This window comes from Psychromarinibacter sp. S121, assembly GCF_049801035.1.
GTDB lineage: Bacteria > Pseudomonadota > Alphaproteobacteria > Rhodobacterales > Rhodobacteraceae > Psychromarinibacter.
In genome coordinates, this window is the sequence record NZ_JBNAGE010000002.1 from 731,711 (window position 1) to 756,610 (window position 24,900).

General features: G+C 65.3%; 26 protein-coding genes. 6 read left to right on the plus strand and 20 right to left on the minus strand.

Annotated features, from left to right (window positions below):
• Nucleotides 1-28 precede the first annotated feature (28 nt).
• Nucleotides 29-1,222, minus strand: a complete 1,194-nt coding sequence (locus tag ACP156_RS11945; protein WP_425051553.1) for an alpha-D-ribose 1-methylphosphonate 5-triphosphate diphosphatase — start codon at nucleotides 1,220-1,222, stop codon at nucleotides 29-31.
• Between ACP156_RS11945 and ACP156_RS11950 the strand changes: the two genes are divergently transcribed.
• Nucleotides 1,221-1,895, plus strand: a complete 675-nt coding sequence (locus ACP156_RS11950; RefSeq protein WP_425051554.1) for a DUF1045 domain-containing protein — start codon at nucleotides 1,221-1,223, stop codon at nucleotides 1,893-1,895. The two genes, ACP156_RS11945 and ACP156_RS11950, sit on opposite strands and share 2 nt — an antisense overlap.
• Here ACP156_RS11950 and phnN read toward each other — a convergent pair.
• Genes phnN through ACP156_RS11990 form a run of 8 tightly spaced genes read right to left on the minus strand, consistent with a single transcriptional unit; the run spans nucleotide 1,877 to nucleotide 7,489 of the window.
• Nucleotides 1,877-2,419 (minus strand): phosphonate metabolism protein/1,5-bisphosphokinase (PRPP-forming) PhnN, encoded by a 543-nt coding sequence (gene phnN, locus ACP156_RS11955; RefSeq protein WP_425051555.1) that lies wholly within the window; start codon nucleotides 2,417-2,419, stop codon nucleotides 1,877-1,879. The two genes, ACP156_RS11950 and phnN, sit on opposite strands and share 19 nt — an antisense overlap.
• A complete protein-coding gene (gene phnL, locus ACP156_RS11960; RefSeq protein WP_425051556.1) occupies nucleotides 2,416-3,099 on the minus strand; it encodes a phosphonate C-P lyase system protein PhnL in 684 nt (227 codons plus the stop codon). Before phnL ends, phnN begins: the two co-directional genes overlap by 4 nt.
• A complete protein-coding gene (locus ACP156_RS11965; protein ID WP_425051557.1) occupies nucleotides 3,096-4,079 on the minus strand; it encodes a magnesium transporter CorA family protein in 984 nt (327 codons plus the stop codon). Before ACP156_RS11965 ends, phnL begins: the two co-directional genes overlap by 4 nt.
• A gap of 2 nt (nucleotides 4,080-4,081) precedes the next feature.
• Complete coding sequence (phnK, locus tag ACP156_RS11970; RefSeq protein WP_425051905.1) at nucleotides 4,082-4,852, minus strand: phosphonate C-P lyase system protein PhnK; 771 nt, start codon at nucleotides 4,850-4,852, stop codon at nucleotides 4,082-4,084.
• Nucleotides 4,853-4,856: 4 nt separating this feature from the next.
• Nucleotides 4,857-5,258, minus strand: a complete 402-nt coding sequence (locus ACP156_RS11975; protein ID WP_425051558.1) for a VOC family protein — start codon at nucleotides 5,256-5,258, stop codon at nucleotides 4,857-4,859.
• Nucleotides 5,255-5,770 (minus strand): GNAT family N-acetyltransferase, encoded by a 516-nt coding sequence (locus tag ACP156_RS11980; RefSeq protein WP_425051559.1) that lies wholly within the window; start codon nucleotides 5,768-5,770, stop codon nucleotides 5,255-5,257. Before ACP156_RS11980 ends, ACP156_RS11975 begins: the two co-directional genes overlap by 4 nt.
• Complete coding sequence (locus ACP156_RS11985) at nucleotides 5,767-6,639, minus strand: alpha-D-ribose 1-methylphosphonate 5-phosphate C-P-lyase PhnJ (RefSeq protein WP_425051560.1); 873 nt, start codon at nucleotides 6,637-6,639, stop codon at nucleotides 5,767-5,769. The genes ACP156_RS11980 and ACP156_RS11985 overlap by 4 nt, the downstream gene beginning before the upstream one ends.
• 4 nt (nucleotides 6,640-6,643) lie before the next feature.
• The gene (locus ACP156_RS11990; RefSeq protein ID WP_425051561.1) at nucleotides 6,644-7,489 is read right to left on the minus strand and encodes an EamA family transporter; all 846 of its coding nucleotides are present in this window, start codon (nucleotides 7,487-7,489) and stop codon (nucleotides 6,644-6,646) included.
• An 89-nt stretch (nucleotides 7,490-7,578) separates the two neighbouring features.
• Between ACP156_RS11990 and ACP156_RS11995 the strand changes: the two genes are divergently transcribed.
• Complete coding sequence (locus ACP156_RS11995) at nucleotides 7,579-7,842, plus strand: hypothetical protein (protein ID WP_425051562.1); 264 nt, start codon at nucleotides 7,579-7,581, stop codon at nucleotides 7,840-7,842.
• Between the two features lie 5 nt (nucleotides 7,843-7,847).
• On the opposite strand, the gene ACP156_RS12000 is transcribed toward ACP156_RS11995, so the two are convergent.
• From ACP156_RS12000 to phnG, 4 genes are all read right to left on the minus strand, one after another.
• Entirely contained in the window at nucleotides 7,848-8,192 is a 345-nt protein-coding gene (locus tag ACP156_RS12000) for an endonuclease domain-containing protein (protein ID WP_425051563.1), read from the minus strand.
• A 255-nt stretch (nucleotides 8,193-8,447) separates the two neighbouring features.
• On the minus strand, nucleotides 8,448-9,536 hold the full coding sequence (locus ACP156_RS12005) for a carbon-phosphorus lyase complex subunit PhnI (RefSeq protein WP_425051564.1): 1,089 nt from the start codon (nucleotides 9,534-9,536) through the stop codon (nucleotides 8,448-8,450).
• On the minus strand, nucleotides 9,536-10,108 hold the full coding sequence (gene phnH / locus ACP156_RS12010) for a phosphonate C-P lyase system protein PhnH (RefSeq protein ID WP_425051565.1): 573 nt from the start codon (nucleotides 10,106-10,108) through the stop codon (nucleotides 9,536-9,538). Before phnH ends, ACP156_RS12005 begins: the two co-directional genes overlap by 1 nt.
• Nucleotides 10,108-10,569 carry a phosphonate C-P lyase system protein PhnG gene (phnG, locus tag ACP156_RS12015; protein ID WP_425051566.1) on the minus strand — a complete coding sequence of 154 codons (462 nt, stop codon included), beginning with the start codon at nucleotides 10,567-10,569 and terminating at the stop codon, nucleotides 10,108-10,110. Before phnG ends, phnH begins: the two co-directional genes overlap by 1 nt.
• 91 nt (nucleotides 10,570-10,660) lie before the next feature.
• Here phnG and phnF point away from each other — a divergent pair, with 91 nt between their 5' ends.
• Nucleotides 10,661-11,392 (plus strand): phosphonate metabolism transcriptional regulator PhnF, encoded by a 732-nt coding sequence (phnF, locus tag ACP156_RS12020; RefSeq protein WP_425051567.1) that lies wholly within the window; start codon nucleotides 10,661-10,663, stop codon nucleotides 11,390-11,392.
• Here the strand turns inward: phnF and ACP156_RS12025 are convergent.
• The gene (locus ACP156_RS12025; protein WP_425051568.1) at nucleotides 11,389-12,279 is read right to left on the minus strand and encodes a LysR substrate-binding domain-containing protein; all 891 of its coding nucleotides are present in this window, start codon (nucleotides 12,277-12,279) and stop codon (nucleotides 11,389-11,391) included. The two genes, phnF and ACP156_RS12025, sit on opposite strands and share 4 nt — an antisense overlap.
• Before the next feature lie 175 nt (nucleotides 12,280-12,454).
• Between ACP156_RS12025 and katG the strand changes: the two genes are divergently transcribed.
• The 3 genes from katG to ACP156_RS12040 all read left to right on the plus strand — a co-directional run bounded on the left by katG (nucleotide 12,455) and on the right by ACP156_RS12040 (nucleotide 17,622).
• Nucleotides 12,455-14,635: a catalase/peroxidase HPI gene (gene katG / locus ACP156_RS12030; RefSeq protein WP_425051569.1), complete on the plus strand. Its 2,181-nt coding sequence runs from the start codon at nucleotides 12,455-12,457 to the stop codon at nucleotides 14,633-14,635.
• A gap of 137 nt (nucleotides 14,636-14,772) precedes the next feature.
• Complete coding sequence (locus tag ACP156_RS12035) at nucleotides 14,773-15,339, plus strand: GNAT family N-acetyltransferase (protein ID WP_425051570.1); 567 nt, start codon at nucleotides 14,773-14,775, stop codon at nucleotides 15,337-15,339.
• A 435-nt stretch (nucleotides 15,340-15,774) separates the two neighbouring features.
• Nucleotides 15,775-17,622 (plus strand): amidohydrolase, encoded by a 1,848-nt coding sequence (locus ACP156_RS12040; protein ID WP_425051571.1) that lies wholly within the window; start codon nucleotides 15,775-15,777, stop codon nucleotides 17,620-17,622.
• A gap of 284 nt (nucleotides 17,623-17,906) precedes the next feature.
• Here ACP156_RS12040 and phnE (ACP156_RS12045) read toward each other — a convergent pair whose 3' ends face one another.
• The 6 genes from phnE (ACP156_RS12045) to ACP156_RS12070 all read right to left on the minus strand — a co-directional run bounded on the left by phnE (ACP156_RS12045) (nucleotide 17,907) and on the right by ACP156_RS12070 (nucleotide 24,900).
• Nucleotides 17,907-19,256 (minus strand): phosphonate ABC transporter, permease protein PhnE, encoded by a 1,350-nt coding sequence (gene phnE, locus ACP156_RS12045; RefSeq protein WP_425051572.1) that lies wholly within the window; start codon nucleotides 19,254-19,256, stop codon nucleotides 17,907-17,909.
• A complete protein-coding gene (gene phnE, locus ACP156_RS12050) occupies nucleotides 19,253-20,134 on the minus strand; it encodes a phosphonate ABC transporter, permease protein PhnE (RefSeq protein WP_425051573.1) in 882 nt (293 codons plus the stop codon). Before phnE (ACP156_RS12050) ends, phnE (ACP156_RS12045) begins: the two co-directional genes overlap by 4 nt.
• 64 nt (nucleotides 20,135-20,198) lie before the next feature.
• On the minus strand, nucleotides 20,199-21,116 hold the full coding sequence (gene phnD, locus ACP156_RS12055) for a phosphonate ABC transporter substrate-binding protein (RefSeq protein WP_425051574.1): 918 nt from the start codon (nucleotides 21,114-21,116) through the stop codon (nucleotides 20,199-20,201).
• A 47-nt stretch (nucleotides 21,117-21,163) separates the two neighbouring features.
• Nucleotides 21,164-21,976 carry a phosphonate ABC transporter ATP-binding protein gene (phnC, locus tag ACP156_RS12060; RefSeq protein WP_425051575.1) on the minus strand — a complete coding sequence of 271 codons (813 nt, stop codon included), beginning with the start codon at nucleotides 21,974-21,976 and terminating at the stop codon, nucleotides 21,164-21,166.
• 204 nt (nucleotides 21,977-22,180) lie between these two features.
• Nucleotides 22,181-23,416: a Tm-1-like ATP-binding domain-containing protein gene (locus ACP156_RS12065; RefSeq protein ID WP_425051576.1), complete on the minus strand. Its 1,236-nt coding sequence runs from the start codon at nucleotides 23,414-23,416 to the stop codon at nucleotides 22,181-22,183.
• Complete coding sequence (locus ACP156_RS12070; RefSeq protein WP_425051577.1) at nucleotides 23,413-24,900, minus strand: aldehyde dehydrogenase; 1,488 nt, start codon at nucleotides 24,898-24,900, stop codon at nucleotides 23,413-23,415. Before ACP156_RS12070 ends, ACP156_RS12065 begins: the two co-directional genes overlap by 4 nt.

Consider the following 24,900-nt stretch of genomic DNA (forward strand, 5'->3'; position numbering starts at 1 on the left):
GGTGCGCAGGTTCGTCTGGCAATTCCCGCTAGCCCACCTGCTGACCGCGCGACCAGCTTCCACGGATCACCGGGAAGGTGTCGGTCTTTCGCACCCGAACGAAGTCGGCTCGCTTGCCTTCTTCAAGCGCGCCGCGGTCGGTCAGGCCCGACGCTGTCGCCGGGGCCGCGCTGACCGTTCTGATCGCGCGCGGCAGGTCGTCCCAGAACGCGCCCAGCCGGAACGCCGAAAGCATCAGCGCGGCAGGCACATAGTCCGAAGATACCACGTCCAGCAGGTCCAGCCCGGCAAGCTCCAGCGCGGACACGTTCCCCGAGTGCGAGCCGCCCCGGATGATGTTCGGCGCGCCCATCATGATCGCAATGCCCTGCTCGCGGCAGGCGCGGGCAGCTTCGACCGTGGTCGGAAACTCGGCCAGCCGGATGCCGTGCGCGGCCGAGGTGGCGACGTGGTCCGCCGTGGTGTCGTCGTGGCTGGCCAGCACCGCGCCATAGCGCGCCGCCTCGCGCACCGCCAGCGCCTCGTGCCGGTCGCCATAGGCGTCGCGCAGGGACTTGAGGTGGGCGAAGTGTTCCTCCACCTCGGCCTCGGTCATGTGCTTCTTGCCCATTAAGTAGTGCCGCAGCTTCGACACGTCGCGGAACTGGCGCTGACCCGGGGTGTGGTCCATCAGGCTGACGATGCCGACCCGGTCGCTGGGGCCGAATTCTTCCATCTCTTCCGCCAGCGTGGCCGAGCAGATCTCGGCCCGCAGGTGCAGGAAGTGGCTGATCTTCGTCAGCCCCGCGTCGCGCAGGCGCAGGATCTCGGACGCGGTCGAGCGGGCGTATTTGTCGTATCGCCCCTTGCCTTCGGTGATCGAACCCACGCGCAGCGCGTCGAACACGGTGGTGATGCCCGTCGCCGCAAGCTCGCCGTCATGGGCAAGGATCGCGGGCGCCAGCGGCCAGTCGACGCCGGGCCGTGGCTGGATGTGGCGTTCGAGATTGTCGGTGTGCAGTTCAACAAGTCCGGGCACAAGATAGTCGCCCTCGCAATCCAGCGCGCCCTTCGGCACGTCGGGCGTTTCCTCGACCGAGACGATGGTGTCGCCGTGGAAGGTGAGGCGCCCGTGCGCCACGCGGTCGGACAGGACAATGCGGGCGTTGGCGAGGCAGGTTTCCTGTGACACAGGACTGTCATCGGTTTCTGCGATCCGGGACGGCGGGAAAGGGGAATTCATGTCAGACTACACCCGATATGCGATCTACTATCTGCCGCCCGAGGGCCCGCTTCAGCGGTTCGGAGCGGAATGGCTTGGTTGGGACGTGGGGCGCGGCGAAGCTGTGCCGCAGCCGGATGTGGAGGGGATCGCCGATGTCACGGCGACGCCCCGCAAGTACGGTTTCCATGGCACGTTGAAGCCGCCGTTCCGGCTGGCCGACGGATGCACGCCCGAAGGACTGCATGACGCTGTGACGGCCATGGTCGCCGACCAGACCACCGTCGTGCTGGATGCGCTGGTGCCGGGTGCGCTGGGCCATTTTCTTGCGCTGAAGCCCGCAGGGGACACCGCCGCCTTGGCGACTTTGGCCGGGCGCTGCGTGTTGGAACTCGACGGCTTCCGCGCGCCCGCTCCCGAGGCCGAACTGGAGCGTCGGCGCAAGGCGGGGCTGAGCGCACGGCAGGAAGAGATGCTGCTGCGCTGGGGCTATCCCTACGTGTTCGACGAGTTCCGCTTCCACATGACCCTCAGCGGCCGCCTGCCGCCCGATGCCTTGACCCCTGTGCTGGCCGAGGTCGAAGCGCGGCTGCCCGTGTTGCCCAAGCCCTATGTGATCGACCAGATCGCGCTTGCGGGCGAGCGCCCGGATGGGATGTTTGAACTGATCCACCGCTACACCTTCACCGGATAAAGGGCGTCCAGCGCGTCCTCGACCGTTTCGGCCAAAGAACCGTCGTTCGAGATCTCGATCACCGGTACGCCCTCGGGGATGCCAAGGGCCGAGCGTTCCAGCCGTTTCGCGATGCTTTCCGGCGTCTCGCGGCCACGGCCCTGCAGGCGGCGGGCCAGCGTATCCGGGGTCGCCGTCAGCGATAGGATGGCCGATGTCGGGAAGCTGCGCTTCATCTCGGGCAGGACCGAGCGCGACAGGTTGACCAGCAGGTCTGTTCCCTCGGCCAACCGATCCCGCACGGTGGCCGGGATGCCGTACAGCAAGCCATGCGCCGCCCAGTGCAGGCAGAACGCGTCGGCGGCAAGCAGTTCGGCAAAGCGATCCTCGGTCACCGGTTCGTAATCCTCGCCGCCGAGGCCGGGGTCACGGGTGATGACCCGGCGCACCAGTTCGATGGACGGACGCCGCGCGGCGAGCGCCGACATGACGCTGTCCTTGCCGACGCCCGAGGGTCCGACGACTGCGATCAGCCGCCCGGTCATGCGGCGCGCGCCGGGGTGAAGGCCGAGACGTCGATCTGCCGGTCGCAGACCCGGTCCCGCGCCTCTGCGTCGTGGAAGATCCCGACGATGGCCGCGCCGCGCGCTTTGGCTTCCTCGATCAGCGTCAGCACCGTCTCTCGGTTGGTGGCGTCAAGGCTGGCGGTCGGTTCGTCCAGCAGCATCGCGGGGTAGGCATAGGCGAAGCCGCGCGCGATGTTCACACGCTGTTGCTCGCCGCCCGAGAAGGTTGTGGGCGACAGACCCCACAGTGTCTGCGGAATATTCAGCCGGGTCAGCAGCTCTTCGGCCCGCGCCTTCGCCTGTTCGACCGGGGTGCCGGTGGCCAGCAGCGGCTCCATCACCACGTCAAGCGTGGGCACTCGCGGCACCACGCGCAGGAATTGCGAGACGTAGCCCAGCACCGTGCGCCGCAATTCGAGGATCTCCCGCGGCTCGGCGGCAGCGACATCTGTATCGCCCACCATGATCGAACCGGATGCGGCAAGGTAGTTGCCGTAGATCATCCGCATCAGCGTGGACTTGCCCGCGCCGGACGCGCCGGTGAGGGCCACGCATTCGCCGGGGGCGACGGTCAGGGTCGCGCCCTGCATCACCGGGATCGCGGCGCCGCCCTGATTGTGCAGGCGGAAGGTCTTGGAGACATCGCGGATGTCGATCATAGCCACTTGTTCCATTTGAAGAATAGGTACGTCCCAAGCGCCGACAGGACCATCGCGCCAATCGCCAGCGGATAGCCGTAGTGCCAGTGCAGTTCGGGCATGATGTCGAAGTTCATGCCATAGGCCGAGGCGACCAGCGTCGGCGGCATGAACAGCACCGCGACGACCGAGAAGATGCGGACGACGCTGCTTTGGTTGATGCCGATCAGACCGATGGTGGCGTCCACCGTCAGCCCGATCCGCGATGACAGGTAGTCGCTGTGCACCTCCAGCGCCTTGATGTCGCGCATCTGGCTTTTCACCAGTGTCACGACCTCTTTCTCGCGCGGCTTGGTGGTGAAGAAGATCAGCATCCGTTGCAGGGTCAAAAGCGCCAGCCGAACCCGGCCGATCAGTTCTCCCTGCCGCCCGACCTGCTGCAGGGTCTTCTCAAGCTTCTGGTCGTCGCGTTCCTGTTCCTCGCCGAACAGGATCTGCGCCGCCTCGTCCAGCACCCGGCCCGCGGCTTCAAGCAGGTCGGCAAGCCGCGCCACGATCTCGTCGATCAGCGCGATGAACATCCGGTCCACCGTGCCGCAGCCGCCGGCGTTGCGTTCGGCATGTGCGGCGAAGGTCTCGAACGGGCGCGGGTTGTGGTGGCGGACCGTCACCATGCGCTCGGGCGTCAGGATGAAGGTCACGGGTCCGGTGCTGGCCTGCTGGGTCGAGGACATGCCCGGCAGCACTACGGTCAGATAGTCGACGCCGTCCTCGCGATAAAGGCGGGACGAAATCTCGATCTCTTCCATGTCGGCGAGCGTCGGCACATCGATCCCCAGCGCCTCGACCGCCGCGACCTGTGCGGGCAGGGGGCGGTACAGGTCGATCCACACGGCCCCGGGCGGGAAGTCGACCGCGCCGTCGCGATCCTTCGCCAGCGAGTTCCGTGTGGTCGGCAGGGGCGCAAGGCCCTTTCCGGATCGTCCGTATGCCGTGAGCATCGTCACACCTGCAGAACCGAGCTGACCAGAAGCTGCGTATAGGCATGCTGCGGGTCGTCCAGCACCTGATCGGTCAGCCCGGTTTCGACCACGTGGCCGTCCTTCATCACCATCAGCCGATGCGCAAGAAGCCGGACGACCGCCAGATCGTGCGTCACGATGATGGCGGACAGACCCATGTCGCGGACCAGACCGCGCAACAGGTCGAGAAGCCGCGCCTGAACGCTGACGTCCAGCCCCCCGGTCGGTTCGTCCATGAACACCAGCCGCGGCCCGGTCACGAGGTTGCGCGCGATCTGAAGCCGTTGCTGCATTCCGCCGGAAAAGGCGGTGGGCCGGTCATCGACCCGGTCGGCGGCGATCTCGACGCGGCCCAGCCAGTCGATCGCCTTGTCGCGAATGTCACCGTAGTGCCGCGCGCCAACCGCCATCAGCCGCTCGCCCACGTTGCCGCCGGCAGAAACACCCATGCGCAGCCCGTCACGGGCGTGCTGGTGGACGAAGGCCCAATCGGTGCGGCCCAGCATCCGGCGCTCGGGTTCGGACATGGAAAGCGTGTCGCGCGGACCCTCGGCGCGTGTGTCGAAGATCACCTCGCCACCGTCCGGCGGCAGGTGTCCGGCAAGGCAGTTCAGCAGCGTCGACTTGCCCGAGCCGCTTTCGCCCACGATCCCCATGACCTCGCCCGGATATAGGTCGAAGGATACGTCGGCACAGCCGATCCGCGCGCCATAGCGCTTGGTCACGTCGCGGACCGACAGCAGCGGGGTCACGGTGTCATCGCGGGTCATAGCTGAACTCCATCCGGGCGCCGCCCGGTTCGTTGATCATGAAATGCACCTTCGGACCCTTGCCGGAGAACTCTGGCGCGAACTCGACCGCGACGCCGGGCCAGCCAGAAACGCGATCGTAAAGACGGTCCAGCGCCTCGCGCGTCGGCACCTTCAGCGCGACGTGATGCAGGCCGACGTTCGCGTGCCGGTCGAAGTCATGCAGGTCGTCGCCCTTCTGTTGCCAGAGCGTCAGCTTGGCATGCCCGTTGGTGACATAGGCCGCCGGATAATCCGCATTGCCGCCGAACTGCGTCCAGCCAAGCCCGTCGACGAAGAACCGGACCGAGGCGTCGAGGTTCGAGACGGTCAGGCCAAGGTGGTCGATACCAAGATGATCTTCGGTCATTGCGCGTCCTCTCCGTAGGCGGGCGCGGGGCGGATCCGCCCCATGACAAGGCTGTCTTCCAGCCGCCCGTTGTTGATGACATCGGCGCGCTTCAGCCCCTCGCGCTGGAACCCGTGCGCTTCGTACATCGCGATGGCGCGGGTGTTGTGCGTCGCGGCTTCCAGCCCCACGCGGGTCAGCCCGTACCAGTTGTCGGCAAGGTCCAAGAGAGCCGACAGCAGCGCCCGGCCCAGACCGCGGCCCCAGTAATCGTCGTGGATGAACAGGAACACCTCTCCGGCATGGCGGCGGCGTCCCCGGTTCAGCATCAGCGAGCCCTGTCCGACGGCCAGCCCGTCCCAGCAGGCGACCAGTTGGTGCACGTCCGGCGACGGCTTGGTCAGCCGCTGGCGGATGAGATCTTCGGTCGTGAACGGCAGCCGCAGCGTGCCGTTCCGGACGCCGGGCCGGTTGGTCGCCTCGGTCAGCGGGCCGATGTCGGTCTCGGGGCGGGGGGCGCGGATCTCGATCATGCGGCGTCCTCGGTCAGCGAACCGGTGTGCCCGGCGGCCCGGCGGCTTTCGCAATAGTCGGTGTCCGAGCAGACGAACATCCGCCCGCCCTGATCGTCTGTGATCACCTCGTCCAGATAGCTGTCCGCCGCGCCGCACAGCCCGCAGGGATGCGGCGCCTTCGACGGATCGAAGGGGTGATCCTCGAAGTCGAGACTGACGACCTTCGTGTAAGGTGGCAGCGCATAGATCCTTTGCTCGCGTCCGGCGCCGAACAGCTGGATCGCCGGCATCTCCATCTTCGGGTTGTCGAACTTAGGGATCGGCGAGGGGTCCATCACGTAGCGGTCCTGCACCTTCACCGGATAGGCGTAAGAGGTCGCGATATGGCCGTGGCGCGAGATGTCCTCGTACAGCTTCACGTGCATCAGCCCGTATTCCTCGAGCGCGTGCATCTTCCGCGTCTCGGTCTCGCGCGGTTCGAGAAACCGCAGCGGCTCGGGGATCGGAACCTGGTAGACGAGGATCTGATCCTCGGTCAGGTCGTCCTCGGGGATGCGGTGGCGGGTCTGGATCACCGTCGCCTCGGCGGTGCGGGTGGTGGTGGCGACGCCGGCGGTTTTCTCGAAGAACTTCCGGATCGAAACCGCGTTCGTCGTATCGTCCGCGCCCTGGTCGATGACCTTCAGCGTGTCGTCCGGCGTCAGCGTCGCGGCCGAGACCTGCACGCCACCGGTGCCCCAACCGTAGGGCATCGGCATCTCGCGGCTTGCAAAGGGCACCTGATAGCCGGGGATCGCCAGACCCTTCAGGATCGCGCGGCGGATCATCCGTTTCGTCTGCTCGTCGAGATAGGCGAAGTTGTAGTCGGCAAGGGTGTCGTCGGTCATGATCCTAGTTCCGATGAAGGCGCAGCATGATCGCGCCCGAGATCGTCATCGCCGTGGATGCGACCTTGGCGAGGTTGATGCGTTCGTTCAGCACCGTGACCCCGATCAGCAGCGCGAAGACGATCGAGGTTTCGCGAAGCGCGGTGACATGGGCGATGGGCGCTTGGGTGAAGGCCCACACGACCAGAAGGTAGGCGGTGAACGAGGCTCCGCCGCCGAGGAAGAAGTGCTTGCGCAGCCGCAGCGCGTCGCGAACCACGCTTGGGCGCACCAGCCCCCAGCCGATCAGGAACACGATCCCGTCGATCGCCGCAAGCCAGCCGTAGAAGCCCAGCGCGCTGCCCGCGAGCCGTGCGCCGTGGCCGTCGATGATGGAATAGCCCGCGATGAACCCCCCGGTGATCAGCGCCAGCAGCGCGGCCTTGCCTTGAAACAGCCCGTCCGCCCGGCGGGCGAGACTGGTCGAGGCGATGCCAACCGAGATGATCAGGATCGAGGCGAGTTCGAAGGTGCTGAAGCTCTGGTGAAAGAACAACGCCGTTCCCAGAACCACCAGCAAGGGCGAGGCGCCGCGTGCGATAGGGTAGACCTGCGTCAGGTCGCCAAACCGGTAGGCCTGGATCAGGAAGACGTTATAGCCAAGATGCAGCACCACGCCGGCCAGCAGCCATGGCCAGACCTCGGGCGCGGGGAAGCTGGCGAAGGGCAGCAGGACCAGCGCGAACAGACCCTGTCCGACGATGACTGCGGTCATCGCCGCGGCCTTGTCGGCGCCGCCTTTGACCATCGCGTTCCACCCCGCATGCAGCAGGGCCGCCAGCATCACGACGGCGAATACGGTCCCGGTCATCGGGTCTCTCCTTTGTACGGTCCGCGTCGCGCCAAAGTTGCGCCGCGTTCTTCATTCATGGTGGTGCCGAGCCATCCGAAGGACGTTCGATGTTCCAAGCCGTACCCTGCCGCGAGACGGTCAGCCTGCTTTGGTCGCTGCTGTTCGGCGCGGGCGATGCCTGCGTGTCGCTGTCGATGTGGTCGATCCTCAGCGCGATCATCCCGTTCGCCGTGGTGGTCTTCGGGCTGCAATGGGCGCTGAAACGGCTGCTGTTCGGCCGGCGCGAGACAGCGGCTCGTCGTCCGGCCACCACACCGCTCAAGGCCGGCCAGCGCCGCGCGGCGCATCTGCGCGAGGCCGAGGGGGACTGACGTCTTCAGGCGGTCCTGCGGCGCAGGTCCTCCAGCACGCCCTGCAAATTGCCCAGAACATCCGGGTTCCAGTAACGCAGCACCGTATATCCCCGCGCCGCCAGATAGGCGTCGCGTGTGGCGTCCTGCGGGTTGTCGGCATGCTGGCCGCCGTCCACCTCGATCACCAGCTTCTGCGCGGGGATCAGAAAATCCACGATATAGGGCCCGATGGGTGCCTGCCGCCTGACCGAGAGGCCGAAGAACCGGTGCGCGCGCAGGTGATGCCACAGGCGTTTTTCGGCCTCGGTCATGTTGCTGCGCAACTGTTTCGCGCGCGCCTTCTGGGTCGCGTGGCGGAAGCCGGTCAAGCGTGATCCCCTGCGGGTTGGACAAGGGGAAGGGTGGCGTGGTTTGGGTTAAGGCGGGGTTAAGTTGCGGGTGGGGGGAAGGGCCCCCTCCCTGACCCTCCCCCTTTGCAGGGGGAGGGAAGTCGAGCCTTCGAGATGGCGATAGAGAACGCTTGGTCGCTGCCAGACCATATCGAAAGCGGAACAACGCCTCGGCATGGCAAATTTCCCTCCCCCTCCCAAGGGGGAGGGCCAGGGAGGGGGGGGCAACAAACCTCATTCCGCAGCCTCGGCCAAAGCACCTGCCCCGGCCTCTCGCCGCAGCTTCCGGATCAGTTCCAGCTCTGACTGGAAATCCACGTAATGCGGCAGCTTGATATGCTCCAGGAACCCCGTCGCCTGAATATTGTCGCCGTGGTACAGCACGAATTCCGTATCCTGCGCGGGCGCGCCGACATTGTCCTCGCCCAGCTCTTCCCAGCGCAACGCCCGGTCGACCAGCGCCATCGAGATCGACTTTCGCTCTGACTGGCCGAACACCAGCCCGTAGCCACGGGTGAATTGCGGCGGCTCGGTCTTCGAGCCCTTGAACTGGTTCACCGTCTCGCACTCGGTCAACGTCACCTCGCCGATCTCGATGGCGAAGCCCAGTTCCGGCACGTCCATCTCTACCGCGACCGCCCCGATCCGCAGTTCGCCGACGAAGGCGTGGTTGCGCGCATAGCCGCGCTGTGTCGAGTAGGCGAGACCCAGCGTGAACCCCTCGTCCGCCCGGGTCAGCGCCTGAAGCCGCAACGCCCGCTCGGCCGGCAGTTCCAGCGGTTCACGGGTCAGGTCGGGCGGCGTCGTATCGTCCGCCGGCGCTTCCTCGATCAGCCCTTCGCGGTTCAGGAACTCGGTCACGTGAGGCACCCGCTCGGGCGACGGCTCGCGCACCGGCGCGTCGGGCACCTCGCCGTCGGCGGCGAGTTTGAAATCCAGCAGGCGATGCGTGTAGTCGAAGGTCGGCCCCAGCACCTGCCCGCCGGGCAGATCCTTGAACGTCGCCGAAATCCGCCGCTCGCAGGCCATCTCGCCCGTATCCACCGGTTCGGAATAGCCGAAGCGGGGCAGGGTGGTGCGATAGGCGCGGATCAGGAACACCGCTTCGATCAGGTCGCCGCGCGCCTGCTTGATCGCGAGCGCGGCAAGGTCGGGGTCGTACAGCGACCCCTCGGCCATCACGCGGTTCACGGCCAGCGTCAGCTGTTCCCGGATCTGCGCGACGCTCAGTTCCGCGACAGAAGTATCGCCGCGCCGCTCCTCGGCCAGCCACGCATGGGCATTGTCGATGGCGCGCTCGCCGCCTTTCACCGCGACATACATCAGCAGACCTCCGTCGTGCGGGGCAGCGCGGCAAGCCGGTCGCCGCAGGTGAACACGAAATCGAGGCCCAGCGGGAACAGCGCCCGGTTGGCGCGGAACGCATCCGTTTCGGGAAGCGACAGCCTGGCGGTATCGCGGATGCCGGGGCCGCGCAGGGTCGCGCCTTCCGCGTCAAGCCGGTCGGTCTCGACGATCAGCGTGGCAGAGCGGTCGGGATATTCGGAGGTGCCGATGGCAAAGCGGTTCAGCGGCAGCGCGTTCCAGCGGCCGACCGCGAACGTCGCCCGGTCCGGTCCGGTGAGCGGCGCGCCAAGATGAAACCGGATCCAGTCGCGTACAGGCGCACAGTCGGCATCACCGGCAAGATGCACCGGGGTATCCGCATCGCACAGCGTCAGCAGCACCGCCCCGGCGGCGGGCGATAAGGGGGCGGGCGGCGTCGCGCCCGAGACGGCCTCGATCCGGCCCGGACGGGCCATGGCCGACATGATCGCGCGAAACGCGGTGGCGGCTTGCGGTGCGGGATGGGCGAAGCCGCCCTCAAGATGCGCGGTGGCGCTTGCGGCGGGCATCAGTCCTCTCCCCTCACCAGCGTGAAGAACTCGACCTTGGTCGCGGCGGCCTTTGCCGCGCGGGCGGCGCGGCGTCCGGTCTCTTCGGTCTCAAGCGGATCGAGAACGGCAGCCCGAACCTGATCCGAGGCATCGGTCTGCATCAGCGCGTCCACCAACGCCGCCGCTTCGGCATCCGCCTTGCGACGCCCCTGTACATAGCCATGTCCGACGGTGCCGTCCGCCAGCTTCAGCGAACAGCGGGTGACGGTCATCTCACCAAGGTTGAACGGCCCACCGGTGCCACCAGCGCGTCCGCGCACCATCACCGCGCCGATCTCGGGCGCGCGCAGCCAGTCAAAGGCGCGCGGCAGGTCGGCGGACAGGGCTGCGACACGCCCCTCGGGCGCACGCGCCAAGAGGCCCATCCAGTGCCGGCGGACGGCTTCGTCCGCTTTCCCGTTCGTGGAGTGATCGAGCATCTCGACAGCTTTCGAGTTTACTATACAACTAGACACATCCTGCCTCAGCAGGACGGTTTACACCACCCCAGTTGTATGAACTTTTGGCGACATGACGACGAAGACTTCCCAGAAGACGCCGCTGTGGCAGGCGATTGCCGAAGCGCTGAAGGGCGACATCTCGGACGGGCGGTATCGCGAGGGCGACAAGCTGCCGACCGAGTCGGAACTGGCCGAGCGGTTCGGCGTGAACCGTCATACCGTGCGGCATGCGTTGTCGTCGCTGGTCGAGGACGGGTTGATCCGGACCCGGCGCGGCGCCGGCGCCTTCGTCACGGCGCGGCCGACGGACTATCCGCTTGGAACACGGGTGCGGTTCAACCAGAACCTGCTGGCTGCCGGACGGACGCCCGACCGCAAGATCCTGCAGGTCGAAGACGCCGTGCCTGCCAGCCGCGTGGTCGCCGAGCGGCTTGAGATCGCGGAAGGCGACATGGTCTGCGTCTATCGCGGGCTGTCGCTGGCCGATGGGCAGCCGGTGGCCTTGTTCGAAAGCCACTTCCCGGTCTCGCGGTTCGACGGCATCGGCGCGTCGCTGGTGGAACTGCGCAGCGTCACGCAGGCTCTGGCGCGGTTCGGGGTGGCCGACTATGTGCGGCGGGCGACACGCCTTTCGGCACGGGCGGCGGACGCGACGCAGGCGTTGCATCTCGGGCTGACAGAAGGGGCGCCTCTGTTGTATTCCGAAAGCGTCAATGTCGATGCAAAGGGCGCGCCGGTGGAGTTCGGCCGCACATGGTTCGCAGGCGAGCGCATCACCCTGACGCTGGGCGAAGACCTCTAGGGACGCGGCAACGCGCGCACCGCGTCGGCGATCTCGGCGAATTGCGGGCCCATCGGGCTGCTTTTGCGCCAGACCATCCCGACGGTGCGTTTTGGCCGGGGCGCGCTTAGCCGGGCCACCGCGACGTCAGCCGATTTCGTCTCGGTCGCGACCGCCATCTCGGGGATCAGCGTAACGCCGATCCCGGCGCCGACCATCTGCACCAGCGTCGACAGCGAACTGCCCTCCATCAGGTCGCGCGGCCCGGTCGTCGTGGCCTTGCAGAACGACAGCGCCTGATCGCGGAAGCAGTGTCCTTCCTCCAGCAGCAATAGCCGCATCTCGCGCAGCCTCTCCGGGTTCGGCACCGGCAGGTCCGCGTCGTCGGACGGGCGGACCAGCACGAAGTCCTCTTCGAACAGCGGTTCCTCGTGCAGCGCGGCCTCTGACACCGGCAGGGCCACGACGGCAAGGTCCAGCTTCGCCTCGTTCAGATCGCGGATCAGCGAGCCGGTGATCGCCTCGCGCGGGCGGATGTCGAGGTCGGGGTTCATCGCGCCAAGCGTCTTGATGATGTCCGGCAGCAGGTAGGGCGCGACGGTGGGAATCACCCCGATCCGCAGCCGCCCGGTCAGCACCCCCTGCGCGGCACGGGCAAGGTCGTTCAACTCGTCGACGGCGCGCAGGATCTCTTTCGCGCGCTCTGCCAGTTCCTCTCCAAGACCGCTCAGCCGGATCTGCCGCGCCCCGCGTTCAATGAGCGGCGCGCCAAGCAGGGTCTCCAACTCCTTGATCTGTACGGAAAGCGCCGGTTGAGAAATCCCGCAGGTCTCGGCCGCGCGTCCGAAATGCCCATGGCGGGCAAGGGCCACGAAGTAGCGCAGGTGTTTCATCGTGAGTCCATTCATAAGCTCCATCTATCATAAACATTTAAACTTTGAAATTCCCTTTATGGATTTGAGTGGTATTGTTGGCCCCGGATGACAGGGATTCGGACTCGCGCCGCCTTTGAGGAGGGGTCGCGCTTCGATCCGTCTCTCCAAGGCCCCTTGGCCAGACAACAAGCAGAGGAGAGCCCCCAAGATGGACGGCAATGACATGAGCACCGGCGGGAAATGCCCCGTCATGCACGGCGGCAACACCGCCCTCGGATCGACGGTGACCGGATGGTGGCCGAACGCACTGAACTTCGACATCCTGCACCAGCACGACGTGAAATCGAACCCGCTGGGCGCCGACTTCAACTATCGCGACGAGCTTAAGAAGCTGGACGTCGAAGCGCTGAAGGACGACCTGCGCAAGCTGATGACCGACAGCCAGGAATGGTGGCCTGCCGACTGGGGCAGCTATGTCGGCATGTTCGCCCGCGTGGCGTGGCACGCTGCCGGTTCGTACCGTCTGGCCGATGGCCGTGGCGGCGCCGGGACCGGCAACCAGCGCTTCGCGCCGCTGAACAGCTGGCCGGACAACGTGAACACCGACAAGGGCCGCCGCCTGCTGTGGCCGATCAAGAAGAAGTACGGCAACAAGATCAGCTGGGCCGACCTGATCGTCCTGTCCGGCACGATCGCCTACGAGGTCGCGGGCCTGAAGACCTATGGCTTCGCCTTTGGCCGCGAAGACATCTGGCACCCCGAGAAGGACACCTACTGGGGTGACGAGAAAGAGTGGCTTGCGCCGTCGAACAGCCGCTACGAGGACATCGAGCGTCCCGACACGATGGCCAACCCGCTGGCCGCCGTGCAGATGGGCCTGATCTACGTGAACCCGGAAGGCGTGAACGGGCAGCCCGACCCGATGAAGACGGCGGCGCAGATCCGCGAGACCTTTGCCCGGATGGCGATGAACGACGAAGAGACCGTCGCGCTGACGGCTGGCGGCCACACCATCGGCAAGTCGCACGGCAACGGTCTGGCCGAGAACCTGTCGCCCGACCCGGAAGAGGCCGACGTCGAGTATCAGGGCATCGGCTGGGTGAACACCAAGGGCCGCGGCATCGGCCGTGACACAATGGTGTCCGGTATCGAAGGCGCGTGGACCTCGGACCCGACCAAGTGGGACATGGGCTATTTCGACATGCTGTTCGGTCACGAGTGGGAGCTGACCAAGTCGCCCGCCGGCGCCAACCAGTGGAAGCCGGTCCAGATCGACGAGAAGGATATGTCGCCCGACGTCGAGGATCCCTCGATCATGACGATGCCGATGATGACCGACGCCGACATGGCGATGAAGGTGGACCCGGTCTACAACGAGATCTGCCAGAAGTTCATGGCGGACCCCGAGTACTTCTCGGAAACCTTCGCCCGCGCGTGGTTCAAGCTGACCCACCGCGACATGGGTCCGAAAGCCTGCTACGTCGGTCCCGACGTGCCGGAAGAAGACCTGATCTGGCAGGATCCGATCCCCGCCGGCCCGGTGAACTACGACATCGGCCACCTGAAGGCGAAGATCGCCGACTCGGGCCTCAGCCTGTCGGACATGGTCGCCACCGCTTGGGACAGCGCCCGGACTTTCCGTGGCTCGGACAAGCGCGGCGGCGCCAACGGTGCGCGCATCCGTCTTGCCCCGCAGAAGGACTGGGCGGGCAACGAGCCCGAGCGTCTGGCCAAGGTGCTGGCCGTGCTGGAGCCGCTGGCGGAAGAAGCCGGCGCCTCGATCGCGGACACCATCGTGCTGGCGGGTAACGTCGGCGTCGAGATGGCCGCCAAGGCCGCGGGCTATGACGTGTCGGTTCCCTTCGAGCCGGGTCGCGGCGACGCCACCGACGAGATGACCGACGCGGACTCGTTCGAGCCGCTCGAGCCGCTCGCCGACGGCTTCCGCAACTGGGAGAAGGAAAGCTACGTCGTCTCGCCGGAAGAAATGCTTCTGGACCGGGCGCAGCTGATGGGCCTGACCGCGCACGAGACCACCTGCCTGGTGGGCGGCATGCGCATGATGGGCGCCAACCACGGCGGATCCGAGCTGGGCGTGTTCACCGACAAGGTCGGCGCGCTGACGCAGGACTTCTTCGCCAACCTCACCGACATGGGCAACACCTGGGCCCCGGTGGAAGGCAAGATGGTCTACGAAATCCGCGACCGCGTGTCGGGCGCCGTGAAGTGGACCGCCAGCCGCGTGGATCTGGTGTTCGGCTCGAACTCGATCCTGCGCGCCTATGCCGAGGTCTACGCCCAGGACGACAACGCCGAGAAGTTCGTGAAGGACTTCGTGGCTGCCTGGGCCAAGGTGATGAACGCCGACCGGTTCGACCTGAAGGCCTGATCTTCGGGTGAGAATTGAGAAAGGGCCGTCCTTCCGGGCGGCCCTTTTTCGTTGGGTGGTTGGCGGGTATGCGGACGAAGGCAGGTTCGCCGCCTGCGGGCGAATGTCTGCTGTCGAATAGATTTGCGACGGCAAGCATGCCATTCTTCAGTATGCGTCATGAAATTCCCGAGCTGAGCGGGCCGCGCGTTCGCCTCCGACCCTTCCACCAATCGGATGTTGCCGGACGGTTGGCCCTTGGACGCTCGCCGGAGATTGTGCGGAGCTTTGGCGGCAACCCAAATGGCCTTTCCCCATATGGCGAGAGTGATGCGCGGTCTTGGGTAGAGAAGAACATCAACCACCCTCTGTGTTGGGCGGTCGAAGTTGATGGACGTTTGCTGGGCGAAGCACGTCTCGACAGTCTTGACCTACATGACAGCCGAGCGCGCTTGGCAACCGGACTTTATGACGTTGCACAGCTTGGGAAGGGTTTGGGGCGAGAGTTGATCAAACTGGTCTTGTCGCATGCCTTCGGACCGATGGGACTACATCGGGTCGATCTACGGGTCCTGGCATTCAATGAGCGGGCAATTCGCTGCTATCGTGCCTGCGGTTTCGTCGAAGAGGGACGAGAACGCGAGGCCGCCCGGATCGGCGAGGTCTGGCACGACGACATCATCATGGGGATCTTGGCAGAAGAGTTTCGCGGTCAGGCGAAATGATCACTTCTTTCAGCAAAGCTGAATTTGGTGCGATCCGCAGAAAATCGACAGGATGGAGGCGGAGCTGACCTCCGCTACTTGCCGAGGCCCGTGGAGTCGTCCGAACGTCGGGTGAGTGGACAATGCGGACGTTCACCACCATGCCCAAATTTTCCCGAGTTTGCGAAAGGTTTCTGAAAAGTGCGGAAAATTGGCCCCGTTGCATGGTGCCGCGATGTTCGAATCCTTTTAACTGCCGTTTTGTTCAAAACGTTCTTTGATGCATGTCAAAGCGACCGCCAGCTAGGGGATTACCTTGAATGTACCCTAGGTGGCTTCCATTGCAGGTGCTTCTTGGAGGCAGACGTTTATAGGGCCTCGACAGAGACTGCTATACCTAGCCCGCGTTAGTCGTGCGATGAGCCCCAAAAATGCGTGTCGCTCAGGAGGATTTCTATGGCCCACGACACCCACGGTTGCCTTTGCTGCAGCCCGATCATCGGTCAGGTTTTCAAGAACACACCGGCGGCTGCAGGTGTTTCGGAGCCGACGTCTTGCTGCGATCACTCAGGTCCTTGTTCGAACGAGCACGCCGCCATAAGCCGTCGTAGCTTCAATCAGGGCAGCCTTGCTGTGGCGAGTATGGCGCTCATGGCCGGCCTCGCCCCGAGACCCGTCCGGGCGCAGGAGGAAACAACGCGTGTTTTCACCGGCGGTACGATCCTGACCGTCGACGAGACTTTCAGTGAAGCGAACGCGATTGCCATTCGAGGCAATCGGATCCTCGCTGTCGGAGATCGTGACGAAGTCGTCGGTGCGGCGGGATCCGAAGCCGAAGTCATAGATCTCGACGGTCGAGTCATGCTGCCCGGATTTGTCGAAGCTCACACCCACATGATGTCTGGTTCGCTGATTGCCAGCCTCATGGAATATGTCGGTGTCGCGCGATTCTCCACAACCGCGGAAGTGATTGACTACCTGCGGGAATTTGCGTCGACGAAGGCTCCTGGCGAATGGATCGTCGCACGCAATTTCGATCCTTCTTTGCAAGAGGGGCCGGAGGCTCTGACTTTTGCCGAACTCGACAGCGTGTCCACCGAGCATCCTGTTTTCGTCCTCAATGCTTCCGGCCATCTGGCATATGCCAATCGCGCCGCCTTCGAAGCAGCGGGGCTGGGGGAAGATGTCGAGAACCCGGACGGGGCGGAATTTGTCCGCGATGCCTCCGGCAACCTGACGGGTACAATCAAGAACAACGTCGCATACCTCCGCATCATCGAACATTATCCGGCCATGCAAACGGCCAACCCGGTTGAAGCGCTCCTCCAGATAACCGCGGATTTTTCGAAGGTGGGGCTCACGACGCTAAGCGATCTCGCGATGGGGGGCCTTTTCGAAGCACTCGATTGGGAGAACTACCAAAGGGCTGGGGCGTCCGGGCGCCTGACGGCCCGAATGCGCCTCTTTCCAATCTACACTGTCGACGACGCATGGGATGAAGCCGACCTAAGCCCCGGAGAAGGGGATGAATTGGTTCGGCTGTCAGGCTTCAAGATCATCGCCGACGGCTCCAACCAAGGCTACACCGGCTTGCAGCGGGAGCCTTACATAAATTCGACGAGTACGGGTTTGGCCTACCTGCAGCCCGAGGAATTGAAGCACTTCATCGCCAAGCGTGGCGGGCAAGGCTGGCCGCTGGCCATTCACGGGAATGGTGACAAGGCGATCGACAACATTCTCGATGCCCTGCAGGCCGCGAAGGATGAAGGTCTCGATGTCGCGAGCCTCCGGCCCCGCATCGAGCACTGCTCGATCCTGCATGACGAACAGATTACGCGCATCAAGGACCTTGGGGTGTCGCCAAGCTTCCTGATCGGTCATGTCCACTACTGGGGAGTGGCCATGCGCGACGATGTCTTCGGCCCGGAGAAGGCAATGCTGCTCGACCGCTGTCGCAGCGTCGAGGAGGCTGGCATCGGCTTCACGATCCATTCCGATTTTTTCGTCACCGATCCCGATCCTCTGCACATGATCGAGATGGCGGTGACCCGTCGGACGTGGAAGGATCCGGACTTCGTGCTGGCGCCCGACGAAACCATCTCGGTCGAGTCCGCCATCCGCGCCATAACATCCGAGGCGGCATGGCAGCTTTCTTCCGAGCATGAGATTGGGAGCCTCGAAGTGGGCAAGCTGGCAGATTTCGTGATCCTCGATAAGGATCCCCGGAGCGTCGACCCCGATACGATCAAGGACATCCGGGTCACCGAGACTTGGATGGATGGAAAGCAAGTCTATTCGGTTTGATTGCTTGAGGTGGAAGCGAAAGACGCTGGCACCAAAGACTCAGCGTTCGAGCTAGCACTTGTCGGATGTATGTCTTTTCGAAACACGCCTGCCTAAGGGGCGAGCGCCCGCATTGGGCACGACCGCACCAAAACGCGCCATGCTGCGCGCGCTAACTCGCGTCCGCTCACAACTGTCAAAGTGGCCTCACCCCCGACGCTGCCCCCCGCGCTCCGTGGCACTCCCAAGGACCGTCTTTTACAACGGACCACGCAAAGGGACGGTACCCTCCCGATCCCACAACCTCAGTGCTTGTCTTCGGACCCGCCGATCAGTTTTGCGCGCAGCCAGCCCGACAGCCAGTCCATCGCCATGACCATCAGAATCACGAGGATGATGTAATAGGCGACTTCTTCCCAGTCCTTCTGGGTCTGGATCGCCTGGGTCAGCAGAAGGCCGATGCCGCCGCCGGTGATCGCGCCGATGATCGTGGCGGACCGGGTGTTGGACTCGAAGAAGTACAATATCTGCGACAGCAGCACCGGCACCACCTGCGGGATCACCCCGAAACGGTAGCGTTGCAGCGGTTTGGCGCCGGTCGAGGACACGCCCTCGATCTGTTTCTCGTCGACGTTCTCAAGCGCCTCTGAAAACAGTTTGCCGAAAGTGCCGGTGTCGGTGATCAGGATTGCCAGCGCGCCGGTCAGCGGGCCGGGGCCGAAAGCGCGCGACAGGACGATGGTCCAGATCAACCCGTCCACGCCGCGCACGAAGTCAAAGATCCGCCGCATGCCGAAGCGCACGGCCATCAGCGGGCTGAACCGCTTCGCCGCGAGGAACGCCAGCGGCAGGGCGACCAGCGCCGCGCCGAAGGTGCCGAGGAAGGCCATCAGGATCGTCTCGCCGATCGCCCATGCCACGTCCGAGTGCCGCCACATCGGGTTGTGCCAGAAGTCGTTTGCCGCGCCTTCGATGTTGCCGCGATCCGGGTCCCACTGATCGCCGAAGACGATCTGGGCGAAGCTTTTGCCGTAATAGGGGCTGTCGAGGGTGAACCAGAACAGTTCCCAGCCGGGGAAATACCGGAACACCTCTGTCTTTGAACGGGTGATCGTCACGCGGCCCGCGTCCGTCGTGATTGCGACACGCCGGTCGCCGGCGTTGATCCAGTCCGGCGGCATGTCGCCAAGGTTGGTCACGATCCGCCCGCCGTCGAAATGCGCTTCGATCATGCCGAAGCCGGGCACGTCGTACTCGGTCCGGTTCTCGGGAAGGATGCGCACGACGTGTCCGTCGCCCAGATCGACCACGGTGGTGTCTCCGGCATCCGACACCCAGTCGGGACGCATGCTTTCGGGGTACATGCCCTTGCGCTCGCCCTCGATGGCATAGGCGATGTCGCCCGAGCGGTGGTCGCGGGTGACGTGGGTCTTGTAGGACCAGCTGTCGGACGCCAGCGTCACCGCATTGTCCAGCCGCGCGCGCTGGGCCAGCCCGGCGATGTCGAAGGCGAAGAAGATGTAGGCGAGGTAGGCCAGCACGATGGCGGGAAGGCCGAAGTTGAACAGCCGCTTGCGCTGGAACAGGCGGTCCGCCGCGTCCTTGGCCGACCCGAGACGGTCGCCGTTGCCGGAAATCATGGTGGCGTCGGTCATGCGTGGCCCCCCTCGGTCAGGCGGTTGCGGTAACGGCTGGAGATCTGATCGAACAGCACGATGGCGGCGAACAGCAGGATGAAGATCGCGGCGGCGGCGTCGAACTGGCCGGGGCCCCACGACATCGCGTTGCGCAACTCATAGCCAAGCCCGCCCGCGCCGACGAAGCCGAGGATGGCCGAGGCGCGGATGTTGATCTCGAAGCGCAGCAGCGAATAGCTGAGAAAGTTCGGCGCGACCTGCGGAACCACGCCAAGGATCATGCGCTGGCTCCAGTTCGCACCGACCGAAGACAAACCGTCTACCGGTTTCAAATCGGCGTTCTCCGCCACTTCCGAGAACAGTTTGCCCAGTGCGCCTGCGGTGTGGAAGGCGATGGCGATCATCGCCGGCACCGGGCCGCCGCCCAGCATGAAGATCAGCACCAGCGCGATGACGATCTCGGGGACGGCGCGCATGATGTCCATGATCCGGCGGAACACCGGCACAAGACGCGGCCAGCGCGCCAGTCCGCGGGTCGACAGGAACGACAGGACAAGGCCGATCATCGCGCCCACCAGCGTGGACACGGCGGCGATATTCAGCGTTTCGACCAGCGCGGGGAAGAATTTCACAAGGTTCGCGGGCAGTTCGGCGCGTTTCTCCCACGCTTCCGAAATCACCGCGGCGGGGTAGTCCCCGACATTCGCCAGCCCGTCCCAGAAACCGCCCGCGTTGCGGCTGTCGGCGACCATGAAGCCGGACACCAGCAGCAGCACGAAGACGACAAGCGTCAGGCCGCCATAAAGCCGCTTTTTGCGGGCGAGTTCCATATAGCCCGATTGCAGATCGGCGATGCGCTGCGGGGCCGCGGCGGCGGGGTGCGAGATGTCAGTCATGGGGATCCGGGTCTGAACGAAACCGGGGGCCCCGATGGGACCCCCGGCGAAGGCATGGGCTGGATCAGCCGCCGATCTTGGCTTTGCGAGCCTCGATCACCGACAGATAGGCGTCGTGGGTGATCGGGTCGAAGCCCAGCGTGTCGCCGGCGGCGACGCCGTAGGCGCAGTCCGGGTCGGTTTCCTGCAGGTTGTCGACGAGGCCGATCATGGTGGCCTTCACCTCTTCCGGCAGCGCGGTGCGGACGACGACGGGGCCTTCCGGGATGACTTTGGATTTCCAGATCTCGACCAGTTCGTTCATGTCGACGAGACCCGCGTCCACGGCCTTGCGCAGCGCACCCGAGTTATAGCCGTCTTCCCAGTTGCCCTGCGCGTCGGCCCAGGTGACGCCGCCGTCGATGTCGCCGTTGAACACCGCGACGATGGTCTGCTCGTGGCCGCCGGTGAATTTCACTTCACCGAAGTAGTCGCCCGATTCCATCGACGCGCCGGTGGCTTCCGGGATCTCGATCGAGGGGATCAGGTAGCCCGAGGTCGAGTTCGGGTCGCCGAAGCCGAAGACCTTGCCCTGCATGTCTTCCAGCGAGGTGACGCCGCTGTCCGCACGGGCGAAGCCGATCGAGTGGTAGCCGTAAGAGCCGTCGAGGTTGATCTTGACCAGAACCGGGGTCACGGCTTCCGGGTCTTCCAGATACACGGCGGCATAGCCCGAAGCGCCAAGCCAGGCCATGTCAAGCGTGCCGCCCAGCAGGCCCTGGATCACGCCGTTGTAGTCGGCGGGGGCGAACAGCTTGACCGGAACGCCAAGGGCTTCTTCAGCATAGTCCTGCAGGCAGGCATAGCTGTTCATGCGGTCCTGGGCGTTCTCGCCGCCGAGGATGCCGATGCGGAATTCTTCGATGTCCTGCGCGAAGGCGCCGGACGCGAGGGCCGTGGTGGTGAGGGCCAGAGCAAGGCCAGAAACGAGGCGAGTCTTCATCACTGTCTCCATGGTTGGTTGCCCGTCTTTACGGGCGGGTTCAGGGATCAGGCGTAGGCCGCAGCGGCCAGTTCGGTCCTGTCCAAGGCTTCGATTTCGGTCGAGGTGGCGCCTTCCGAGAAGTCGTCTCCGGCGCCGTAGATCTCGCGCGCGGCATCGGTCGTCAGCGCATCGGGCACGCCGTCGAACACGATGCGCCCGTCGCGCATGCCAATGACGCGGTCGCAGTAGCGGCGCGCGGTATCCAGCGTGTGCAGGTTGCAGACGACCATGCGGCCGTCTTCCTCGTGGATGCGGCGCAGCGCCTCCATCACGATCTGGGCGTTCATCGGGTCAAGCGAGGCGATCGGCTCGTCCGCAAGGATGATGTCGGGGTCCTGCATCAGGGCGCGCGCAATGGCGACGCGCTGCTGCTGGCCGCCCGACAGCGCCTCGGCCCGCTTCGACGCATGCTCGGCGATGCCGAGGCGGTCGAGGATCTCGATGGCGCGGTGAATGTCGGACTGGGGATACAGGTTGAACAGCGTGGCGAAGGTGGAACGCTTGTTCAGGGTGCCGTGAAGGACGTTCGACACGACGTCCATGCGGGGCACGAGATTGAACTGCTGAAAGATCATCGCGCAGCGCGACTGCCACTCGCGGCGCTGGGCGCCCTTCAGCCCCGTGATCTCGCGGCCTTCGTAGGTGATCGACCCGTCGCTGGCGTCCGCCAGCCTGTTCATCATCCGCAGAAGCGTCGATTTGCCCGCGCCGGACCGGCCGATGACGCCGATCATGCACGGCTTGTCCACGTTGAACGAGATGTTGTCTACTGCGGTTCTTTCTCCGAACCGCTTCGTCAGCGACGATACGTGCAGCATGCATGCCCCCTGAAGTCGGGGGGACTGGTACGTGCGGACGGAGTCGGTTTTGTTAAGCTTTTGCGACGCTTTTCTTGCGGTTGCGTAACCGATTCATGACAGCCGGTTTCGCAGGCGGCGTGCCCCGCGAATACGCGCTGAAATGCAATATTTACTGGCGTTTTTGCGCTTGGCTTCCTGTCGCAACGTTACATGCGATGGGCGTCAGGCCCGCGCAATGGTCCCGTCCGCCAGCCACCCGTCGAAGATCTCAAGCACCTTCTCTGCAAACTCCGGGTCGTTGATGTGGGCGTTCAGATCGACCCGCGTACAGGTGTCGGGACAGGTGGCGCGCATTTCGCCGAGGAAGGCGGCAAGCCCCCCGGCGTCGTGCAGGTCCGCGCCGGGGCGGTCCCATTCGTTGCAGCCCCCTTCGGGCAGCAGCAGGACGGTCGGCCCCTTGGCCTGCGCCAGTCTCTCGGCATGCGCGCGCGCGACGGCGCGGCGGCGGTCTGCATCCAGCACCACAGAGGTCAGCAGACGGTTGTGGGCGTGGCTGGGCAGGTCTGCAAGCGCGTCGGGGACCGGCTGCCATCCGACGAGGTCCACCAGATCATAGCAACCGGGCGCGACCATCTGTGGCGTGCCGTTGCGGCCCGCCGCGGTCAGCCGGTCGGCGCCGGCAGAGATCGCCGAGCCGTGGATGTGGTTGCCCACCTCTTGCGTCGCGAAATCCATGACGCAGGCGAAAGCGCCCTGCGACGCCAGCGACTCGAAAGCGCGTCCGCCCATGCCGGTTGCGTGGAAGACGGCGACCTCGAACCCGCGCTTTTCCAGCGCGGGTTTCAGCGTCACCATATAGCGCAGCACGGTCTTGCCGAAGCTGGTCATCCCGATCAGCGGCTTCGTCCGGTCTGGTCGTTCCACCGCGCGCGCCGCACCCAGAACCGCGCCCGCCGCCTGCGACAACGACGCCTTGCAGACCGAGTTCAGCCCGTACAGACCGCCCGCCCAAAGGATCATCTGCACGTCGGCGGGAATGCGGTCGGGCGGCATCAGCGGCGAGAAGCTAACGGTCGAGACGATGTACTTCGGAACCCCCAGCGGCAGCGCCGAGGCGACGTCAAGCGCAAGGTCGGTGCCCATCGTGCCGCCAAGGATCAGGACGCCATCGATCTTCCCCTCGGTATGCAGCCGTGCGGCCAACAGCGACGCGCCCTTCGCCATGATCTGCATCGCAAGGTTTTCGTCGCCGCCGTCGATGGCTTCCTTGATCGTATGCCCGCCCTCGGCCGCGACCTCGTGCTTGGAGTGATCGGTCGGCTGCGACGGGTCGCCCAGCACGCTGACGTCCATCGTTCGCACCCGACCGCCCTGCGCCCGGATAACCGAGGCGAGATAATGCAACTCGTCGTCCTTGGTGTCCCATGTTCCGACGATCAGGATGGTGGGTTCGGTCACAGCTTGATCCATGCGGTCTTGAGGTCGAGGTACTTGTCGAAGGCGTGCAGCGACTTGTCGTGCCCGTTGCCGGACTGCTTCACGCCGCCCAACGGAACCGTCAGGTCGGCGCCGCCATAGGTGTTCACGTGAACGACGCCGGCCTTGATCTTGCGGATCATCCGGTGCGCCCGCGACAGGTTGGCGGTCCAGACCGCCGCGGCAAGACCATAGTCGGTGCCGTTGGCGATGCGCAGCGCCTCTTCTTCGGTGTCGAAGGGGATGACGGCCAGCACGGGGCCGAAGATCTCTTGCTGCGCCAGCCGGTCGGTCGGCGCGACGCCGGTCACGATGGTGGGCGCCATGTAGTAGCCGCCGGTCTCTTCGAGGATGCGGCTGCCGCCGATGCGGATCTCGCGGCCCTGCGCGCGGGCCTCGTCGACGAAGGCGAGGTTCTGGTCCAACTGGCGCTGCGAGTTCACCGCGCCCGCGTTGGTGGTGGGGTCCAGCGGATCGCCGACCTTCATCTTTCGCGCGGCCTCTGCCAGCAGGTCGACGAATTCATCATGGATCGACCGTTCCACCAGCAGGCGCGAGCCGGCAACGCAGACCTGTCCGGAGTTGCGGAAGATGCCCGCCGCCGAGACCTTTGCCGCTTCGGCAAGGTCGGGTGCGTCGGCGAACACCACGTTGGGCGACTTGCCGCCAAGTTCGAGGTACACCCGTTTCATGTTGGATTTGGCCGAGGCCTCCAGCAGCCGGCGGCCGGTGGGGCCGGAACCGGTGAAGACCAGCACGTCGATATCCATCGACTCGGCGATGGCCGCGCCGACGACGTGGCCCTCGCCGGTCACGACGTTCAGCACCCCCGGCGGCAGGCCGGCGTCCAGCGCCAGTTCCGCGATCCGCAGCAGCGTCAGAGACGCGGTCTCGGCCGGTTTCAGCACGACAGAGCAACCGGCGGCCAGCGCTGGGCCAAGCTTCCACGTGCCGATCATCAGCGGAAAGTTCCACGGCACGATGGCCCCGACGACGCCCGCCGGTTCGCGGTGGACGAGCCCCAGCGCATCCGGGGCGGTCGGTGCGATCTCACCGTACAGCTTGTCGATCGCCTCGGCGTAGTAACGGATGTTGGCAACGGCGGTCAGCGGTTCGGCCTTCAGCGCCATGCCGATCTCGGTCCCGTTGTCGCGCACGCCGAGCACGGCCAGTTCCAGCGCCTCTGCCTCGATCAGGTCGGCCCATTTCAGCAGCACCTTCTTGCGCGCGGCGGGGGCAAGCCCCGACCAACGACCGTCGTCGAACGCGGCGCGGGCGCTGGCGATGGCGGCCTCGGCATCGGTGGCCGTACCCTTTGGCACGGTCGTCAGCACCGCTCCGTCGAGGGGAGAGATCACCTCCATCGTCGCGCCGTCCGAGGCGGGGCGGCTTTCACCGTCGATGATATGCGCACCGGCGGCGACGGGGGCGTCGCGCAGGGCGTCGATACGGGATTGGTCCAGCAT

Excerpts from the sequence above, each read along its gene's own strand:
- phnN (WP_425051555.1), bottom strand. The coding sequence starts at position 2,419 with ATGACCGGGCGGCTGATCGCAGTCGTCGGACCCTCGGGCGTCGGCAAG.
- ACP156_RS12070 (WP_425051577.1), bottom strand. The coding sequence starts at position 24,900 with ATGCTGGACCAATCCCGTATCGACGCCCTGCGCGACGCCCCCGTCGCC.
- ACP156_RS11985 (WP_425051560.1), bottom strand. The coding sequence starts at position 6,639 with ATGACCGACGACACCCTTGCCGACTACAACTTCGCCTATCTCGACGAG.
- ACP156_RS12025 (WP_425051568.1), bottom strand. The coding sequence starts at position 12,279 with ATGAATGGACTCACGATGAAACACCTGCGCTACTTCGTGGCCCTTGCC.
- phnE (WP_425051572.1), bottom strand. The coding sequence starts at position 19,256 with ATGACCGACGCCACCATGATTTCCGGCAACGGCGACCGTCTCGGGTCG.
- ACP156_RS11950 (WP_425051554.1), top strand. The coding sequence starts at position 1,221 with ATGTCAGACTACACCCGATATGCGATCTACTATCTGCCGCCCGAGGGC.
- ACP156_RS12035 (WP_425051570.1), top strand. The coding sequence starts at position 14,773 with ATGCCATTCTTCAGTATGCGTCATGAAATTCCCGAGCTGAGCGGGCCG.
- phnF (WP_425051567.1), top strand. The coding sequence starts at position 10,661 with ATGACGACGAAGACTTCCCAGAAGACGCCGCTGTGGCAGGCGATTGCC.
- ACP156_RS11990 (WP_425051561.1), bottom strand. The coding sequence starts at position 7,489 with ATGACCGGGACCGTATTCGCCGTCGTGATGCTGGCGGCCCTGCTGCAT.
- ACP156_RS12005 (WP_425051564.1), bottom strand. The coding sequence starts at position 9,536 with ATGTATGTCGCGGTGAAAGGCGGCGAGCGCGCCATCGACAATGCCCAT.
- phnL (WP_425051556.1), bottom strand. The coding sequence starts at position 3,099 with ATGATCGACATCCGCGATGTCTCCAAGACCTTCCGCCTGCACAATCAG.
- ACP156_RS11980 (WP_425051559.1), bottom strand. The coding sequence starts at position 5,770 with ATGATCGAGATCCGCGCCCCCCGCCCCGAGACCGACATCGGCCCGCTG.
- phnH (WP_425051565.1), bottom strand. The coding sequence starts at position 10,108 with ATGCCCGCCGCAAGCGCCACCGCGCATCTTGAGGGCGGCTTCGCCCAT.
- phnE (WP_425051573.1), bottom strand. The coding sequence starts at position 20,134 with ATGACTGACATCTCGCACCCCGCCGCCGCGGCCCCGCAGCGCATCGCC.
- ACP156_RS11975 (WP_425051558.1), bottom strand. The coding sequence starts at position 5,258 with ATGACCGAAGATCATCTTGGTATCGACCACCTTGGCCTGACCGTCTCG.
- phnD (WP_425051574.1), bottom strand. The coding sequence starts at position 21,116 with ATGAAGACTCGCCTCGTTTCTGGCCTTGCTCTGGCCCTCACCACCACG.
- katG (WP_425051569.1), top strand. The coding sequence starts at position 12,455 with ATGGACGGCAATGACATGAGCACCGGCGGGAAATGCCCCGTCATGCAC.
- ACP156_RS11945 (WP_425051553.1), bottom strand. The coding sequence starts at position 1,222 with ATGAATTCCCCTTTCCCGCCGTCCCGGATCGCAGAAACCGATGACAGT.
- ACP156_RS11965 (WP_425051557.1), bottom strand. The coding sequence starts at position 4,079 with ATGCTCACGGCATACGGACGATCCGGAAAGGGCCTTGCGCCCCTGCCG.
- ACP156_RS11995 (WP_425051562.1), top strand. The coding sequence starts at position 7,579 with ATGTTCCAAGCCGTACCCTGCCGCGAGACGGTCAGCCTGCTTTGGTCG.
- phnG (WP_425051566.1), bottom strand. The coding sequence starts at position 10,569 with ATGCTCGATCACTCCACGAACGGGAAAGCGGACGAAGCCGTCCGCCGG.
- ACP156_RS12040 (WP_425051571.1), top strand. The coding sequence starts at position 15,775 with ATGGCCCACGACACCCACGGTTGCCTTTGCTGCAGCCCGATCATCGGT.
- phnC (WP_425051575.1), bottom strand. The coding sequence starts at position 21,976 with ATGCTGCACGTATCGTCGCTGACGAAGCGGTTCGGAGAAAGAACCGCA.